23 protein-coding genes and 2 tRNA genes are annotated in these 15,091 nt (G+C 61.9%); 11 read left to right on the forward strand and 14 right to left on the reverse strand.

All coding sequences use genetic code 11. The annotated features are described in order from the left end of the window. Window positions 1-20: 20 nt before the first annotated feature. On the reverse strand, window positions 21-560 hold the full coding sequence (locus N5D20_RS05165; RefSeq protein WP_125894680.1) for a DUF4124 domain-containing protein: 540 nt from the start codon (window positions 558-560) through the stop codon (window positions 21-23). A gap of 719 nt (window positions 561-1,279) precedes the next feature. On the opposite strand from N5D20_RS05165, the gene N5D20_RS05170 reads away from it, so the two are divergent. From N5D20_RS05170 to N5D20_RS05210, 9 genes are all read left to right on the forward strand, one after another. Continuing rightward, window positions 1,280-1,429: a hypothetical protein gene (locus tag N5D20_RS05170; protein ID WP_185749965.1), complete on the forward strand. Its 150-nt coding sequence runs from the start codon at window positions 1,280-1,282 to the stop codon at window positions 1,427-1,429. A gap of 74 nt (window positions 1,430-1,503) precedes the next feature. Continuing rightward, window positions 1,504-1,752 (forward strand): hypothetical protein, encoded by a 249-nt coding sequence (locus N5D20_RS05175; RefSeq protein WP_279914215.1) that lies wholly within the window; start codon window positions 1,504-1,506, stop codon window positions 1,750-1,752. Window positions 1,753-1,767: 15 nt separating this feature from the next. After that, a complete protein-coding gene (locus N5D20_RS05180) occupies window positions 1,768-2,040 on the forward strand; it encodes a hypothetical protein (RefSeq protein ID WP_049417593.1) in 273 nt (90 codons plus the stop codon). Beyond that, window positions 2,037-2,363, forward strand: coding sequence for a hypothetical protein (locus tag N5D20_RS05185; RefSeq protein ID WP_279914216.1), 327 nt, complete (start codon window positions 2,037-2,039; stop codon window positions 2,361-2,363). The genes N5D20_RS05180 and N5D20_RS05185 overlap by 4 nt, the downstream gene beginning before the upstream one ends. Next, a complete protein-coding gene (locus N5D20_RS05190; RefSeq protein WP_279914217.1) occupies window positions 2,360-2,599 on the forward strand; it encodes a hypothetical protein in 240 nt (79 codons plus the stop codon). Before N5D20_RS05185 ends, N5D20_RS05190 begins: the two co-directional genes overlap by 4 nt. After that, complete coding sequence (locus tag N5D20_RS05195) at window positions 2,596-3,084, forward strand: hypothetical protein (protein ID WP_279914218.1); 489 nt, start codon at window positions 2,596-2,598, stop codon at window positions 3,082-3,084. Before N5D20_RS05190 ends, N5D20_RS05195 begins: the two co-directional genes overlap by 4 nt. A gap of 7 nt (window positions 3,085-3,091) precedes the next feature. Further along, window positions 3,092-3,484 carry a hypothetical protein gene (locus N5D20_RS05200; protein WP_279914219.1) on the forward strand — a complete coding sequence of 131 codons (393 nt, stop codon included), beginning with the start codon at window positions 3,092-3,094 and terminating at the stop codon, window positions 3,482-3,484. After that, window positions 3,481-4,179 (forward strand): hypothetical protein, encoded by a 699-nt coding sequence (locus N5D20_RS05205; RefSeq protein ID WP_279914220.1) that lies wholly within the window; start codon window positions 3,481-3,483, stop codon window positions 4,177-4,179. The genes N5D20_RS05200 and N5D20_RS05205 overlap by 4 nt, the downstream gene beginning before the upstream one ends. Continuing rightward, window positions 4,172-4,390: a hypothetical protein gene (locus tag N5D20_RS05210; RefSeq protein WP_279914221.1), complete on the forward strand. Its 219-nt coding sequence runs from the start codon at window positions 4,172-4,174 to the stop codon at window positions 4,388-4,390. Before N5D20_RS05205 ends, N5D20_RS05210 begins: the two co-directional genes overlap by 8 nt. 8 nt (window positions 4,391-4,398) lie before the next feature. Here the strand turns inward: N5D20_RS05210 and N5D20_RS05215 are convergent, their stop codons facing one another. Beyond that, window positions 4,399-4,617, reverse strand: coding sequence for a hypothetical protein (locus N5D20_RS05215; protein WP_279914222.1), 219 nt, complete (start codon window positions 4,615-4,617; stop codon window positions 4,399-4,401). Window positions 4,618-4,807: 190 nt separating this feature from the next. Here N5D20_RS05215 and N5D20_RS05220 point away from each other — a divergent pair, with 190 nt between their 5' ends. Continuing rightward, on the forward strand, window positions 4,808-5,461 hold the full coding sequence (locus N5D20_RS05220; protein WP_279914223.1) for a hypothetical protein: 654 nt from the start codon (window positions 4,808-4,810) through the stop codon (window positions 5,459-5,461). Window positions 5,462-5,580: 119 nt separating this feature from the next. On the opposite strand, the gene N5D20_RS05225 is transcribed toward N5D20_RS05220, so the two are convergent. Continuing rightward, window positions 5,581-5,994, reverse strand: coding sequence for a hypothetical protein (locus N5D20_RS05225; protein WP_279924992.1), 414 nt, complete (start codon window positions 5,992-5,994; stop codon window positions 5,581-5,583). A 406-nt stretch (window positions 5,995-6,400) separates the two neighbouring features. Here N5D20_RS05225 and N5D20_RS05230 point away from each other — a divergent pair, with 406 nt between their 5' ends. Continuing rightward, on the forward strand, window positions 6,401-6,667 hold the full coding sequence (locus tag N5D20_RS05230; RefSeq protein ID WP_279914225.1) for a hypothetical protein: 267 nt from the start codon (window positions 6,401-6,403) through the stop codon (window positions 6,665-6,667). A 55-nt stretch (window positions 6,668-6,722) separates the two neighbouring features. Here the strand turns inward: N5D20_RS05230 and N5D20_RS05235 are convergent, their stop codons facing one another. The 11 genes from N5D20_RS05235 to N5D20_RS05285 all read right to left on the reverse strand — a co-directional run bounded on the left by N5D20_RS05235 (window position 6,723) and on the right by N5D20_RS05285 (window position 14,657). Further along, window positions 6,723-7,394: a hypothetical protein gene (locus N5D20_RS05235; protein ID WP_279914226.1), complete on the reverse strand. Its 672-nt coding sequence runs from the start codon at window positions 7,392-7,394 to the stop codon at window positions 6,723-6,725. A 118-nt stretch (window positions 7,395-7,512) separates the two neighbouring features. Continuing rightward, entirely contained in the window at window positions 7,513-8,628 is a 1,116-nt protein-coding gene (locus N5D20_RS05240) for a site-specific integrase (RefSeq protein ID WP_279914227.1), read from the reverse strand. Between the two features lie 66 nt (window positions 8,629-8,694). Further along, on the reverse strand, window positions 8,695-9,393 hold the full coding sequence (locus N5D20_RS05245; RefSeq protein WP_279914228.1) for an abortive infection system antitoxin AbiGi family protein: 699 nt from the start codon (window positions 9,391-9,393) through the stop codon (window positions 8,695-8,697). Window positions 9,394-9,769: 376 nt separating this feature from the next. Beyond that, window positions 9,770-9,843 (reverse strand) — tRNA-Cys (locus N5D20_RS05250). Between the two features lie 66 nt (window positions 9,844-9,909). Then, window positions 9,910-9,985 (reverse strand) — tRNA-Gly (locus N5D20_RS05255). A 399-nt stretch (window positions 9,986-10,384) separates the two neighbouring features. After that, complete coding sequence (gene arsH, locus N5D20_RS05260; protein ID WP_011871430.1) at window positions 10,385-11,107, reverse strand: arsenical resistance protein ArsH; 723 nt, start codon at window positions 11,105-11,107, stop codon at window positions 10,385-10,387. Beyond that, a complete protein-coding gene (gene arsC, locus N5D20_RS05265; protein WP_009876563.1) occupies window positions 11,100-11,522 on the reverse strand; it encodes an arsenate reductase (glutaredoxin) in 423 nt (140 codons plus the stop codon). The genes arsH and arsC overlap by 8 nt, the downstream gene beginning before the upstream one ends. After that, a complete protein-coding gene (locus N5D20_RS05270) occupies window positions 11,519-12,751 on the reverse strand; it encodes an MFS transporter (protein ID WP_009876564.1) in 1,233 nt (410 codons plus the stop codon). The genes arsC and N5D20_RS05270 overlap by 4 nt, the downstream gene beginning before the upstream one ends. Window positions 12,752-12,753: 2 nt before the next feature. Then, window positions 12,754-13,824, reverse strand: coding sequence for an ACR3 family arsenite efflux transporter (arsB, locus tag N5D20_RS05275; protein WP_011871431.1), 1,071 nt, complete (start codon window positions 13,822-13,824; stop codon window positions 12,754-12,756). A gap of 10 nt (window positions 13,825-13,834) precedes the next feature. Beyond that, entirely contained in the window at window positions 13,835-14,329 is a 495-nt protein-coding gene (locus tag N5D20_RS05280) for an arsenate reductase ArsC (protein WP_009876566.1), read from the reverse strand. A gap of 4 nt (window positions 14,330-14,333) precedes the next feature. After that, window positions 14,334-14,657, reverse strand: a complete 324-nt coding sequence (locus N5D20_RS05285; protein WP_009876567.1) for a helix-turn-helix domain-containing protein — start codon at window positions 14,655-14,657, stop codon at window positions 14,334-14,336. Between the last annotated feature and the right edge of the window lie 434 nt (window positions 14,658-15,091).

Genomic DNA, 15,091 nt, shown 5'->3' on the forward strand with positions numbered 1-15,091 from the left:
GGCGCGCAACGCGCCCACACCTATGGCGTGCCGGCACCTGAGTATTTTTCCCGCGTGGCTCGTTCTCGCTCAGCACGAGCGTCGCCGCATCGCTTCCTGGCCTCGGCCATCTGGCTATCTGCAGAGATTCTGTCGGCTGTCTGGGCCTGCTGCAGGCTAGCAATCTGAGACCTTATCCCAGACGCATAAGTTGCGCCGGCAAGGTTATTCCTTGCAGTAGCCAGTTCACGGTTTAGCGCAGCGATCTGACGTGACACATCCTGCCCACGGGCGTTGACCGGGCCGTAAATCCTACTTTGCTCCGAGGACAAGCAGTTCCGTTCGGAGATGCCAGCATCTGCAAGCTCTGTCGTCTGATACACCGCCGCACGATTAGCAGCCTCGCCCGCACTCTCTGTTGAAGCTCGATTGGAGCGCAGCTTCATCGGCGCTGCGCCTGCGGAACACGGGGCTTGCGAGTAGACCGTCTCCCCGGCTGCCCCCTTGCACTTGAACACCTCTGCCGAAGCCCAAGGTGAAACTGCAAGCGCAACCCCCAGCATCACCAACCTGTTAAACATCGCAGCCTCCCTGGCCCTGTATGCCTAGGAATTATCAGGCGTGCCCTTCCCTTTTTCAGCCCCTGACGAAAATTTAGCTCACAGCTATTGCAATGACAATTTAGCTGTGGGATAAATTGCCTCGCCGGCCAACGACCGGCGGGCGACCGGCGGGTCGCCGCCTTGCCGGCCCCCCCCCCCCTGACCGGCAGTAGCCGCCCCCTCGGCAACTGACCCGCCGGCGCCCTCCTTCGAACAGGAGCGCGCCATGTCTCATCGCTACGCCGATCCAAGCCCCTGCCTGCTGCCCCTGTTGGCCGTAAAGGCCCTGCGGGCCGTGGCAGCACGCGATCACAGCACCGCCCGGACCCTGTGGGCTCGCAGCAAGGGCGAACACAGCCGCAACCAACTCCGTCGCTCCCGGCGCATGGGCGTCGCCAGCCTCCGCCTGGAAGCGTGCTCACGCGATATGTCGGCCGAGGTGCGGGCATGAGCGCTCCTGTCGATGTTGTGGCGGCGAAACTCGCCGGCAGGTGCACAAACGGCCTAGAGCGCGGGCAGGGCAGAAATCTGCACGCGGTCCCCGCAGCCGAGGTGCGCCGCAGCTTTGGATTCGCAGGCAAGGCAATGTGCGGCGCACAGCCTGGTCGCCGCTCTGTCGGCTGGACGGTGTGCGAATCGCAGCCGGTGACGTGCCCTCGTTGCCAGCGAGCCATCGCCCGCGTCCAGGGCGGTGCCGCATGAACCGGCGCCTCCGCCTCGCTTGGGCAGCTGTCGCGCTGCTGGCCGCGGTTGTCGTACCGCTGCGCATCGCCGAGATCCAGCAGGCGCACAGCGACCGTGATGCGGCCAAGGCGCGCTGGGCGCTCAGCACCTCGGTGAGGGGCTAACCATGCGCCAGACCGCTCGCCCGCTCCCCGATTCCGTGCCGTTGTGCTGGCCCGGCCATCGACCGCAAATCGTGGTGACCCAAGGCGCTCCGACCGGACACCGCCTGGGCGCTCCTTGCCCACCGCTGCTGCATATCGAATGCCACCGGTGTGGCCTCGCCACCCGTCCGGTACCGATGGAAAAGGCCGCATTGGCTGAGCTGCGCTGGACCGATCCGAGTCTTGCCCACCTGCGCATCCCGATCTCCCTGCTCGCCCGCCATCGCGGCGAGGTGCTGGCCGAGATCGCCGCAGCGTCCCCCTCCACGCCCATCGCCGCCTGACCAGGAGAACTGCCCATGGCCGCTCCACTGAAGCCGAAGGAAAAAGCCGCGTTGCTAGCAGCGCATGGCGCTTCGGATCACACACTCCACCGTACCGCCAACGGCTTTGCGCCCCGCAACCGACCCGAGAAGCTGTTCACGCGCCGCGTCATGAACTGGCTGGATGAGCGCGTGCTGATCCGGTACGACGACCCGCAGCTGCCGCGCAAGGCGACCTTGACCGATCTCGGCCTCGCTGCCGCTGAGGCCGAGATCGCCAAGGCGCGCGACCTGGCGCTGACGGCATGAGCGTTCAGACCACGATGCCCGTGGAACAGCAATTCGCCACCGGCCATCAGGGCGAGTCGCTCGTCCTGATGGTGTGCCAGGGCTGGCTATGGGCCGGTCTTTACACCTCCGCACCGCGCGAGTCGCTCCTGAAGGTCGCCGCCAGCGCCAGCCGGAGCGTGGGGGTATCGCACCACTCGCTCACCCTCGGCGGCGTCACGTTTCCCCTCAACCGACTGGCCGCACAGGCCGCGCACCGCTGGCTCGACCGCCAGGGCGTGCGTGTTCGGTCGATCTCCCCCATCAACCGCGCTACGCGCCGCACGCGAGGAATCCCCGCATGAGCCGTTCTGTTGTGATCTACGGGCCGCATCTGTGCGGCAAAAACGCCAACGCGCAGGAGCTGCGCGAACACTTCGGCCTGCAGGCCGTTGTTGAAGACTGGGATGGGCACAGCAGCTATCCGCTGGATAACACACTGGTCCTGACCGAGAACCCCTACGCTGTCGCGGACAGCTCCTCCAAAGTCATGCACCACGGCTGGGCTATGCGCGAGCTGCTCGCGGAGGCCCGCGCATGAGCGCCCGCCCGCAGCAGACCGGCCGCGCGGCCGAAGTGCGCAGGGTCCTGTCCATGTTCCCGCAAGGCGCCACGGTCGAGCAGATCAAGACCGCTGGCCGCATCAACAGCACCCACCAGGCCATCGGCTACACACTGAAGGGGTTGGCGCGTAGCGGCCAGGCCATATGCCACCGCTCGGGCGTGCGCGGGATCTGGCGTCTATCCAGCCACACGCAACATGCGATCGCCCCGCTGCGCGCGACAGCTGTCCGGGTGCAGCCGATCAGCACGCCAGGTCCGCTTACAGGCGTCAGTGACGCGGCGACCACGATCCGACACCGGGAACTCGACCGGCAGCAGCTTGCCGAGGACCTGGACGCTTTCCTCGCAGCGGGCGGGCACATCGAGGTGCTGGGGCACACACCACTTCGCCCGCTCATGAGCCGTCACGCCGCCAACCACGGCAGCTATGCAGACCGCGTGGCAGCCCATGACATTGACTGAGGCCCGCATGAGCAGCGAATCGCACGCAGCTACCGTGATCGAGCCCGGCAGGCCCGGCAGCACCAATTCCGATGGCCCGGCATGGCATGCCTTCGGCCTCAGTCGCGCCGCCTATCACGTGGTGCCGCGACGCACCCTGCAGTCGATGCCGGTCGAATGGCAGGCGCGCTTTGTCGCGCTGATGGAAGAGGCACGCGAAGCGCTGCCCGATGAGGCGTTCCCTGAGTACCAGGTGATCCGCATCGAAGGCGGCAAGTTCGCATCGGACCCCAACCGCCGCTATCGCCACGCCGCGCCCTTCCCCCTTCGCCCCGCTGGCGCCGAGCAGGCGTCACAGGTAGCGCCGCTCGCTGGCGCGTTCGTCAACACCGACGCCCAATTCGAGCAGGCCCGCCGATGACCGAGAAACTTGTCACTCTCCCCACGAACTGCCCCGTTCTGCGCGACGCATTCGAAACGATCAGCGCGATCGCTGTCGAGGCGGTGTGGCTGCCAAATCAGGCGAAGGCCATTACCCTCGCGCAGGCCCAGACCGCGCTGCGCGATCTCCACCACCGCCTGCCGCGTTTGCAGGATCTGCGCGTGTTCGAAGCCGCTGTAACAGCGTACGTGTCGACTCTGCGCAGCAGCATGCAGGACGGCGACATGCCACTCTGCGACACCACCCGCGCCCGGCTGGCGCAGGCGATCGAGCTGCTGGAGCTGGTCAGGAATCAGGCGCGGACCGTCGCCGATCCGGCCGACCCATGGCGCGGCCTGTATCACCCGAGTCGACTCCCGGCGCGCAATGCCGACGGCGAGATCCCGTGCCATCCGGACGTGCCGGTGTGGGCCGACGGTCGCGAGGTATCGCTGCGACCGTTGTTGCTTGCGCAGGGTTTCGACCTGCAGGTTACGTTTGGCGACTTCACCGAAGAAGCCGTGGAGACCGGAGACCATCGCTACTGGGATGAGATGCGCGCGTGGCAGCCCACTGGCCCCGGCGCAGATTGGCGCCTGGTCTGGCTGGGTGATACCGAAGATGGCCCAGCCGCATGGTTCGTGCGACCGCTTGCTGCCGAGGCGATCATCGCCTGGGAGGCAGCACATGGCTGACGGTTCCCGCTCCTTCAACTTCCCGCCGCCACAGGTCTCCCGCCTGCGCCCCAACGAAATCGTGGTCAACCTGTTCGCCGGCGGCGGCACGGTGCTGAAGACCACCGCGCAGGTCCGCATGTGCGGCCTCAGCGTCAGTCCGCCGCCCTTCTACGTCTTGATCGTCACCAACCTAGACCCAGTCACGTTGCCGCCGGCGGACGCCGCATGAGCACAGCGCTAGTTGTCGATCAAGGACGTCGCGAACCGCAGACCGGCGTGCAGGGCTTGTTCGAGCGTGTCGTGCTCGCCGCAGTCGGGGTTGTTGATCTCAGGGAACTCACCGGCTTGTACGAGGTGCACAAATGCCTTCCCGCCTGCGGGCTGCGAAGCCTCAACGTAGATGTCTTGGCCGTAGTAGCTGGTGCTCAACGAATCACTCTGGATCTCTGGCTTCATCACGCGCTCCTTGCTGGTTCGGAGATGGTCGCCGTAAGCCGCTCATTGGTCAATGGCGGACGGCCTGCTCACCGCTGCAATGGTCCACGTGTTCGCCCTGGCCGGGTTTGCGGCCCGCACGGCCACCCTGTGGGCTATCAGAGGCGCGTGCCGCGCGCAGGGCTGCGCTGGTGCTGGCGGAGGTGCGCTCATGGCTGAAGCACAACGTGATCGCGTGATGCACCGGGAGATCGGAATGGATCTCGCAGAGCGCGTCGTCCTGGACCTGCTGGAAAGCGGCTGGTCGCGTCAGTCGCTGCGGAAGCAGGAGGCGGCCGGGCCGACCCGGTGCGGCTCCGCCTTTTACCTGCTTCAGGAAGGCGGCATCGCCGTTGCCTACTTCCCCATTGCCGAGTTCACCGACGCGAACGGCCGCGGGTTGTTCTTCGCCATCCGCGATTTCTTCCCTCCGATCCACAAGTCTGCGCACGGCAACGTCGAGAACTTGGAGCCTTTCAGAGCGGGCGACCAGGTTATCTCGATGAACCGCGATCTGGATGGATCGTGGCACTACGACGATGAAGTGCGGGCCAGCGAGTGGCATCGCTTGATCCCGGTTTTCACTGTCGTCTCGGTGCGGCCGCATCCGGGGCACCACACACAGTTCGGTGGCAGAGACTACTACCAGGTGAAGATCAAGGACCGCGTGGGCGGTGGTGGTAGCTGCCACGACCTTGTGCCCATCGCCGGCAGGCCGTGGCAGATGCGTGGCGAGGGAGAGTGTCTGATTCGCGTAAGGTCCGCGCCCTTGGCCGTCGCTGCCCCACCGCCGCCGTTGCCGGCCCAATTGGACCTGTTCGCATGATTGGAGAAGCTCTCCAATTCCAATATCTGCAGGAGCTTCGCCAGCCAGCGAAGCGCCTACGCCTTGCCTCGGACGCGTCGATGAGGGGTCCTATGGACAGTAACGAACTCCACCATTCGCTACGAGGGCTCGATCAAATGGTCACGACTTGGAGGGTTATGCATTCGAAAGTTCTCTCTTTCCTCTGCCGCACGGTTCATCGATTCGATGACACCGTCTTTAACCGACTCTGCCAAGTCCTCGAATTCAGACTTGGTCCACGTGCAAAGCGACCGTCTGAGTTCCGCCAGCTCCTTCGCCAAGCCGGAGTAGTAGATCCCATCTTCACCCATCACAAAAAGCTGCGACGGCCTTGTCTTCTCAATAGTTGCAGTGGAACGCTCGAACGCGCGCAGAAGACTTATGCATTTTGCAAGACGCCTCTCCAAATCCTCGCTGATGTTGTGCACGTGTGGAATCAGAGCGGTAACACCATCTGCGGAAACTTGAATGAGCAGCCTCTTAACTTCCTTATGCTTCCAGTGATCGAGCATGTTGCCCGACTTCTTAATGACACCAGCAGAAACAAGAAGCCTCTGCTCGAGAAGCTCCAATTCACTGACAGATATTCTGGCTACCATCCTGGCAAGCCGCGTACGCTGCGCACGATCTCGAATCACAGGCGCGACACCAACTCCGAGAGCGACCAGGACTGCAAGCAAAGTCGTGACCGGCCCCCAATCGACAACACAGGTGGAGCTCAGTGGTCCGCACTCAACCCATCCTATCCAGCTATTCATTCGCCACCCCCGCTTTTGAACAATCGACATTCTGACATGGAGAATTGTTCTGCTGAGGCCGACAATGGGTAATGAACGTCAAACGGGTACTGCCTGCGACACTGAGGATACCCTCGGCCTTGAAGCGGCAGCCAGGATAATGCGACTTGGCTTGGAGGCAATGAAAGAACTTGTCGACAAAGGCGAAGTTCCGGCTGTGCGCTTGAATCAGAAGCACACGGTCATGCTGCGCGAGGACCTGATCGAATTCCTGCGCTCAGAAGGACGCAGGCAGGCCGCCGAGCGAAAGAAATCGGCGATCGGCAACCGACCTGCAGCCAACTCATCCGCGCCAGGCCCGACGAAACGTGCAAGCAAGTCGCGCCGCACGAAACTGCCGGACCTTCGCGCATACGAGCAGGCCGATCAGCAGCGATCGCAAGGTTAAGCAGACCTCCAATGAAGCGTGCCGGGCGTACATCTGCTGTAGAGTCGGCTCGGCGCTACAACCTTGCAATCTGTTCCAAGAGTGCCATTTCATCGCCCTGGATTCTTGCGGCCACTTCCTTTGCTACGCCAGGATCGGTGATTTCCCCGAATACGAGCCTACCGAATTCATCCCGCGTCACCAAAGGCTGGAAGTACTCTGCCATAGCGTTTTCGAACCTCTGAAGCGACTGCTCAATATTGAAGCAGTGAAGGGCGCCACTCGGTGTACTGTTGAGCACCGGAGCAACTCGCTGAAAATCCTTGGTCGCTTGAGAAGAACCGGACCGCAGCAACATCAGAGCTTCAGCCCATTTTTCGTAGTCATCTTCGCAGAGTAGCGCGATGACTCGCGTGAGTTCATTGAAGACGCTCTGAAGCGCCGTGCAGGCCAAGCTCTGCCTCTCAGCTGATTCTCGCCCTTCTTTCTCTCGTACGCGAGCCAACTCATCACTAATTAGTTTTTGACTCTGCTTGGCCTGCCCCCGCGCCACCCAGACTGCGGCCAGGACAGCGAAGACCGACAGAATGGCTTGCGCCCAGGCGGCCTGGGCGGCTAGAGCGTCCTTGGGCGGCAATGCTGTCGGATCTGCGAAAACGCGGTTCATGTACAGCCAAACCGACAACCAGACGAGGCCCACACCGACACTGGCTGTCAAGATACAGGTCAAAGCTTTGAGGACCTTCATTCGCTCCCCCCCCGGAGAAATTTCTGCGCATTCTAGGCGGTGGCTCCGCCCGGCACTGAGTTAAACGCTTAGACGATTGTCTGAGCGACCTGATGTTCGCGATCCTCTTGTCGGCGCGTTACCAGAGCTGATCTGCCAGATCGGAGGCGCGGAGATTAGCGTACCGCTTCAACTGTCGCGGATCACGATGCCCAGTGATTTTCGCAATTTGGATGTCCGTCAGCGAGGTCCTTTCATATAGTCGACTCGTCGCTTCGTGGCGCAGATCATGGAAGCCTAGATCCTTACACCCGGCCGCGACGAAGATGCGCTCAAACTGGCGAGACAGCTTGCTGGATACACGGCGTAGGGCCAGTGGACTACGCTCGCCCTCCCAGAACGGGAATAGCCGTCCGCCGAAGTCACCCTCGTACGCGGCCATCCTGGCGAGTAGCGTCGAGGTCATAGGCACTTGGCGCTTGCTCCCGTTCTTGGTCTTCTCCAGGAATATCGTGCGTCGCGTCACATCGATCTGGGAGCGCTCGAGCGTGTAGATCTCGCGCATCCGCATCGCAGTTTCCAGTGCCATATCGAACATCAGTATCAGCGCCTCCCGCTGCGGCAGATCGAGCGGCCGCTGCCGCCCCGGCGGCTTTGCGCCGGCTAGGATCTCGCGGATGCGTTCTTCTTCACCCAGCTCCAGGCGGCGATCGCGCTCCTGGTCGGTTTTCGCCTCCCCATCTATGCGCTTCACAGCGATCTTGTCATCAGCCGTGTATGTGGAGTAACCCCGAGGCAGGAGTCGCAGAGGATTCATTGGCAGCGCGCCGTGGGCAGCCAGCCAGTCCAGGGCGCGCGACAGGGCACCCACGTAGTGCCGGATGGTTGATGGCGCGAGGTTCTGCTCACGCTTCATGGTGGTGACCCACTCGGTCGCCCACGTAAAAGTCAGCTGCGGCAAGGTGACGCCGATTGGCAATCGCGAGAGCAGGACGGGCAGCAGCTGCTCATCATCGACCGAGATGTGCTGCGCGCTTCGATATTCGCTTACTTGGCTGCGCAGATCCTTCGCCGCCGCCTTGGTGTTGACTAACTCCTCCGGCACGATGCCACGGTCGAGCAGCGCCTCTAGGCGGCGCACGTACTCGTCGCCTTCGCCTTCCGATCGGAAGCTAAGGTAAACAGGCTGATCCAGAAGCTTTGCTCGCCGAATGGTGTATTGCCAGGAATCTCCACGGCGTCGTTTAGTAGCCATTTCCTCGTACTCTTGGGTTGCCTCACGCGAACAACACATGGGTTGATAAAGACACCGCCAGTCAACTTAGAAGTCGCCTTGAATCTGCTCGTTAGTGATTATCCTTGTCATAAGACGCTGGGCCTGCGCGACCGTGTACCTATCTGACTTCGTTTCATTCAGATGAGCTGCAACCGTTCTTATTTCACTATCGCGCGCGATGACGATGTAACTAATATCGTCCGGCTCAAAAGTGAGGCTCAATCCGCGCAGATCTGCATTTGCCCTCACTGCCGTCTTCACAACAAAGTCTTCAGGGATATAAACGGATTCGTATTTATCCGAATACTCAGGAACGTACCGCCATTCTCTTTCATCCGAGAATCGATATCGGACGGGCTTCCGATTCTTCCTCGCCAGCATCCCTTCGTAGTTCTTGATGTATCTAACGATATCTACACCCATTCTACGAGGAGCTTTATCGATCTCACCCGCTTCTTCCTTGGCATGAAGGAAGGTCATTAGGGCGTAGTAACTCTTCGCCAACATGGAGTTATCCTGAACATACAGCACAGGATTCAAACCATTCCTAATCGCCCACTCCTTACTAAGACCAACGCCATAGCAGCCGTAGCTATTGATATGGTTTTTTATCTGCGAGAACGGTATGTCACAAAACGAAACCATAGGGACGTGCAAGGACTCTTCCCTTCCAAGCAGGGAGAACGTCTCTTTGCAGTACTTCAACTTGAAGCCATGCTCGATGATACCGAGCAGGTTCTTCATAGAATCAGTGAAGTGAATCAGACAGTTTGAACTCAGCGCCACGGCAACTCTTCCTTGTTCTATAAGACGTCAACTATCCATCGGCTCCATTGCCGCAGCCACGCTCCATCGCCCCTCCTGCAAGTTGTTCCCAATGGCGATGAGGTGGACACGAATATGAACCAACCAACAACACAACCCAGCAAGTTCCCAAGCGCCACTCTCTCCCACGTTGGCTGAAGGCGAACTCGCGTAATCGCACAACGAACATGTTAACGCGAGTATGCCACGCGAGAACAGGTGGCAGATCGATGATTTCGGGCCGTGATCAGGGGCTACAGCAGGTCGCTGACAAGCGCCAGACAAAGAAAAACCCCTGACGAATCAGGGGTTTATTTGGAGGCCTCAAGCGGAATCGAACCGCTGTAAACGGATTTGCAATCCGGTGCATAGCCACTCTGCCATGAGGCCAACGTACTGCGCGCCAGGAACGGAGCCCTGACAAGACAAAACCCCAAGATGGGGCCTGTCGGAACATGGAGCGGGAAACGAGACTCGAACTCGCGACCTCAACCTTGGCAAGGTTGCGCTCTACCAACTGAGCTATTCCCGCGTAAGCCGACATGCTACCGGAAATCCGGAAAACACACCAGCGATTTCACTTTTCTGACTGCGCGTAAAGCCTTGTGGCCCAACGTGCCCCGCCTTGCCGTGGCGGGAGAAAAACAAGGCCCCTACCGGAGCACTGTAGAATCTGGAGCGGGAAACGAGTCATGCACTAGAGCGCTAAGTCTCTGTTTCCCAATCACTTTCTTCACTGTGGTGATCAGTGAAGAACTCAATTATAGCCTTGTTTTTCGCCCTCGGCAACAAAGTTCATCCAACGACTTCCATTGAAGTCCAAGGACTGCTCTTTTCGCAGTCGCACCGCCCTACGATGCTGTCGCGATGCAATGGGGCCTCCAGTGGCCAAGGCCGTCGTGCGGCGATAGGCGAATGGAATCAGGGGTTATCAGATTACCGCCTGCTGCATGCGCTTGGTCAACGCCTCGGCGCTTTCCTTGCGCTCGCTATACCTGTCCACCAGATACGGCGACGCATCGCGCGTGAGCAGCGTGAACTTCATCAGTTCCTCCATCACGTCCACAATGCGGTCGTAGTAGGCCGACGGTTTCATGCGTCCCGCTTCATCGAATTCTTGATACGCCTTGGCGACCGAGGACTGGTTGGGGACGGTCAGCATCCGCATCCAGCGGCCCAGCACGCGCATCTGATTGACAGCATTGAAAGATTGCGAGCCGCCCGACACCTGCATCACTGCCAGCGTCTTGCCCTGAGTCGGACGCACCGCGCCGACTGACAGCGGAATCCAGTCGATCTGCGTTTTCATCAGGCCGGACATCGCGCCATGGCGCTCCGGCGAACTCCACACCATACCCTCGGCCCACTGCGCGAGTTCGCGCAGTTCCCTGACCTTGGGATGATCCTCGGTCGCGTCATCCACCAGCGGCAGGCCCGACGGGTTGAACAGCCGCGTCTCGCCGCCCAACGCCCGCAGCACGCGGGCTGCCTCTTCGGCGGCCAGTCGGCTAAACGAGCGTTCGCGCAGCGAGCCGTAGAGCAGCAGGAAGCGTGGCGCATGGGTGGAACGTTCGGGTGCCAGTAGCCGTTCCATGTCCGGCGGCTGGAGCAATGCGGCGTCGATGTTCGGCAGGTCGAGACGGGATTCAGACACGACGGCCCTCCACATCCACTACCGGCTCGCCGTCTTCCTTGTTGAACGCGCCGCGCTGCGGTTGCGGCAGGATGTCGAGCACTGTTTCCGACGGGCGGCACAGGCGCGTGCCCAGCGGCGTGACCACGATAGGTCGGTTGATGAGGATCGGATGTTGGAGCATGAAGTCGATCAATTGCTCGTCGCTCCACTTCTGATCTCCCAGGCCGAGTTCCGCATACGGCGTGCCTTTCTCGCGCAGCACCGCGCGTACCGGGATGCCCATCGCGGCGATCAGCGCCTTCAGCATGTCGCGGTCGGGCGGTGTCTTCAGATATTCGATGACAGCCGGTTCCTCGCCGCTGTTGCGAATCAGGCTGAGGACGTTGCGTGACGTGCCGCAATCGGGATTGTGGTAGATCGTGATGTGGCTCATGTCGAGGTGCCTTCGTTCGAGAGAAGCATGGATTGCTGGCGCAGATGCCTGATCACATAGCCGAACAGGATCGCGCCCGCCGCGCTGATGCCGGTCAGGGCCAGCAGCGTGCCGGGATAGCCGTTGCCGGCGGAATACAGCAGCGAGGCCACGAAGGGGCCGGCGGCCACTGCGATCTGCACGGGTGTCGCCATCGCGCCGCTGATGGCGCCATAAGCGGCCCGACCGTACAGCTCGGCGGGCAAGGCGCCTCGTACGATCGTCATGACGCCATTGCCGATGCCGTAGAGCGCGGCAAACACGACATACACCGGCAGCCACTGCTCGGAAGCAAAGAGCAGGAGCAATGACAGCGGCAGCAGACTGATGGCCGCCATGCCGACCTGGCGCGTGCTGGCCCGCTTGCCGACCGTGGCTTGCACCACACGGCCGAGTACCTGCATTGGCCCGATCAGCGCACCGACCCAGGCCGCATTTGCGGCAGAGATGCCATGTGCCTGCAAGACTGGGATCATGTGCAGCGACATCGCCGCGAACACCAGTGCATTCAGCGTCACAGCCGCCGTGACGAGATAGAACACCGGTTCGCGCATGACCGCGGTGAGATTGCGGGATCGGGTTTCCGTCCGCGCTGGGGGTGTGCCGTGTGCCGGGCCGCGTCCCTTTGGCAGGCTGGCATGGATGGGCAGGCAGATCAGCAGGTTCGCGGCCGCATAGATCAACCAGACCTCGCGCCAGCCGACGTGTTGCAACAGCGTTTGCGTCAGCGGCCAGAATACCGTGCTGGCGAAACCGCCGAACAACGTCAGGTGCGTGATCGCCCGGCGATAGTTGCTGCCATGGACCTGCGTGATGACCGCGAAGGCCGGCTGGTACAAGGTCGCGCTCATGGCCACGCCGATACCGGCCCACACGAGGTAAAGCTCCGTCGCGTTGTGTACCCGCGAGAGGCACGCGAGCATGACGGCGGCCAGCAAGGCGCCGCTTCCCATCAGCAGACGTCCACCGATGCGGTCGATGATGCTGCCGGCCGCGGTCGAAAGCAGTCCCGAGATCAGCAAGGCCACCGAATAAGCCCCGACGATGGCGGGCTTGGACAGGCCGAGTTCGTCCTGCATGGGCTGCATCAGGACGCCGTAGGCGTAGAACATCGACCCCCACGCGACGATCTGCGTCAGTCCGAGCGAGGGAATCAGCCAGCCGCGAGAGCGCGGGATGGTGTTGTCCATGATTACGCTTGGCGCTCGTACCAGCCGCGCGAGCGGTTGACCACGCGCACCACCAGCAGCATCACCGGCACCTCGATCAGCACGCCAACCACGGTGGCCAGCGCCGCGCCCGAGTGGAAGCCGAACAGACTGATGGCGGCGGCCACGGCCAGCTCGAAGAAGTTGCTCGCGCCGATCAGTGCCGAGGGGCCGGCGATGCTGTGCTTCTCGCCTACCTTGCGGTTGAGCCAGTACGCCAGCCCGGAATTGAAGAACACCTGGATCAGGATCGGCACCGCCAGCATGGCGATCACCAGCGGTTGCCGGATAATGGCCTCTCCCTGAAAGGCGAACAGTAGCACCAGCGTCAGTAGCAGCGCGGCGATCGACAGCGGGCCAATACGTTCCAGCGCCCGGTCGAACGCAACCTGACCCCGGCGCAGCAGCGCCCGGCGCCAGAGCTGCGCGAGGATGACAGGAATGACGATGTAGAGCGCGACCGACACCAGTAGCGTGGCCCATGGCACGATGATCGACGACAGGCCCAGCAGGAGGCCGACGACGGGCGCGAAGGCGAACACCATGATGGTGTCGTTCAGCGCCACCTGCGACAGCGTGAACACCGGATCGCCGCCGGTCAGCCGGCTCCACACGAACACCATCGCCGTGCAGGGCGCGGCGGCCAGCAGGATCAGCCCGGCGATGTAGCTGTCCAGCTGCCCGGCCGGCAGCCACTGTGCGAAGACATGGCGGATGAAGATCCACGCCAGCAGCGCCATCGAAAACGGCTTGACCGCCCAGTTCACAAACAGCGTGACGCCGATGCCGCGCCAGTGTCGCCTGACCTGGCCGAGTGCGCCGAAGTCCACCTTCAGCAGCATCGGCACGATCATCACCCAGATCAGCAAGCCCACCGGCAGGTTGACCTGGGCGACTTCCAGCTGGCCAATGGCCTGGAACGCGCCCGGCGCGAACTGGCCCAGCGCGATGCCGGCAACGATGCACAGCAGCACCCACAGGGTCAGATAGCGCTCGAAGCTGCTCATGGCAGATGCGGCCGGCGCGTGACCGGCCGCTTCGGTTTCTGTAGTCATCGCGCCGCCCTTACTGGCGGCCGATGTCGCGCAGCTCGCGCTGCAACGACATGGCGTCCAGGCGCTGGAGCGGCAGCGACAGGAACAGTTCAATGCGTCGGCGCAGCGTGATCGCGGCGTCGAGGAACGCTTTGCGCTGTTGCTCCTCAGTGCCCTCGACGGCTGCCGGATCAGGGACGCCCCAATGCGCCGACACCGGCTTGCCCGGCCACAGCGGGCAAGCCTCCCCAGCAGCGTTGTCGCAAACTGTAAAGATGAAGTCGAACACCGGCGCACCCGGTGCCACGAACTCGTCCCAGCTCTTGCTGCGGTAGCCGGTCGTCGGCAGGTGCAGCCGCTCCAGCGTGGCAAGTGCCAGCGGATGAACCTCGCCCTTGGGGTGACTGCCCGCCGAATAAGCGTGGAAGCGGCCCTTGCCCAGCTCGTTGAGCATGCCTTCGGCAAGGATGGAGCGGGCGGAATTACCCGTGCAAATGAACAATGCGTTGTAGATCGTGTCGGTCATGGCGTCAGCAGTCGCAGCGGGTGGATTCGGAAACCTCGCACACTCCGCCTTGGCAGCAATGCTCGGTCAGGTAGCCGATCAGGCCGTTCATGTGGTCGTATTCGGCGCGATAGATCAGGTTGCGGCCTTGCTGCTCGATGCTGACGAGGCCGGCGTGGGCCAGTTCCTTCAGATGGAAGGACAAGGTGTTGCGGGCCACGTCGAGCTGGTCGGCCAGCACGCTGGGCGTGAGTCCTTCCGGGCCGGCGACGACCAGGGCGCGGAACACACGCAGGCGCTGGGTGTGCGCCAAGGCGCTCAGGGCGGAAACGGCTTGATCTTCGTTCATGATTCGATAGTACAACAATTATTGAATTAATGGATAAGAATCAGCGGGCAAGTCATTCATGGCTTCGCGGCATACCGCCGTCGAGTTCTTGGACTATGTTCCGCGCATCACGCCCATCAAAGTCATCGCGGCAGCAAGATGCTTCTATCAAGAGCGGCGGATGCCTTCTCGCACCACGGACTAGTTCAAGGGAAGGCAGGATGCCTAGCGGGCGATAGAACTGCACTGCATCCTGATGCGATGTGACCATGTTTGGCCCACACCGCAGGCGCGTGAACGCAAAGTGCGTTGGATTGAACCAAGCAAAATGCTTCGCCGCAAGATGCTATGTCGATATATCAGGATGCCGAAACAAGCATGACATGCGCGGATTTCTCCAGGTCCCTCTGGACGTGGAGCAGCGGATGCAATCCCCTGCGCCTTGTGAAACCGTG

Origin of the sequence: Stenotrophomonas sp. GD03877 (assembly GCF_029840555.1) — a bacterium.
Taxonomy (GTDB): Bacteria; Pseudomonadota; Gammaproteobacteria; order Xanthomonadales; family Xanthomonadaceae; genus Stenotrophomonas; species Stenotrophomonas geniculata.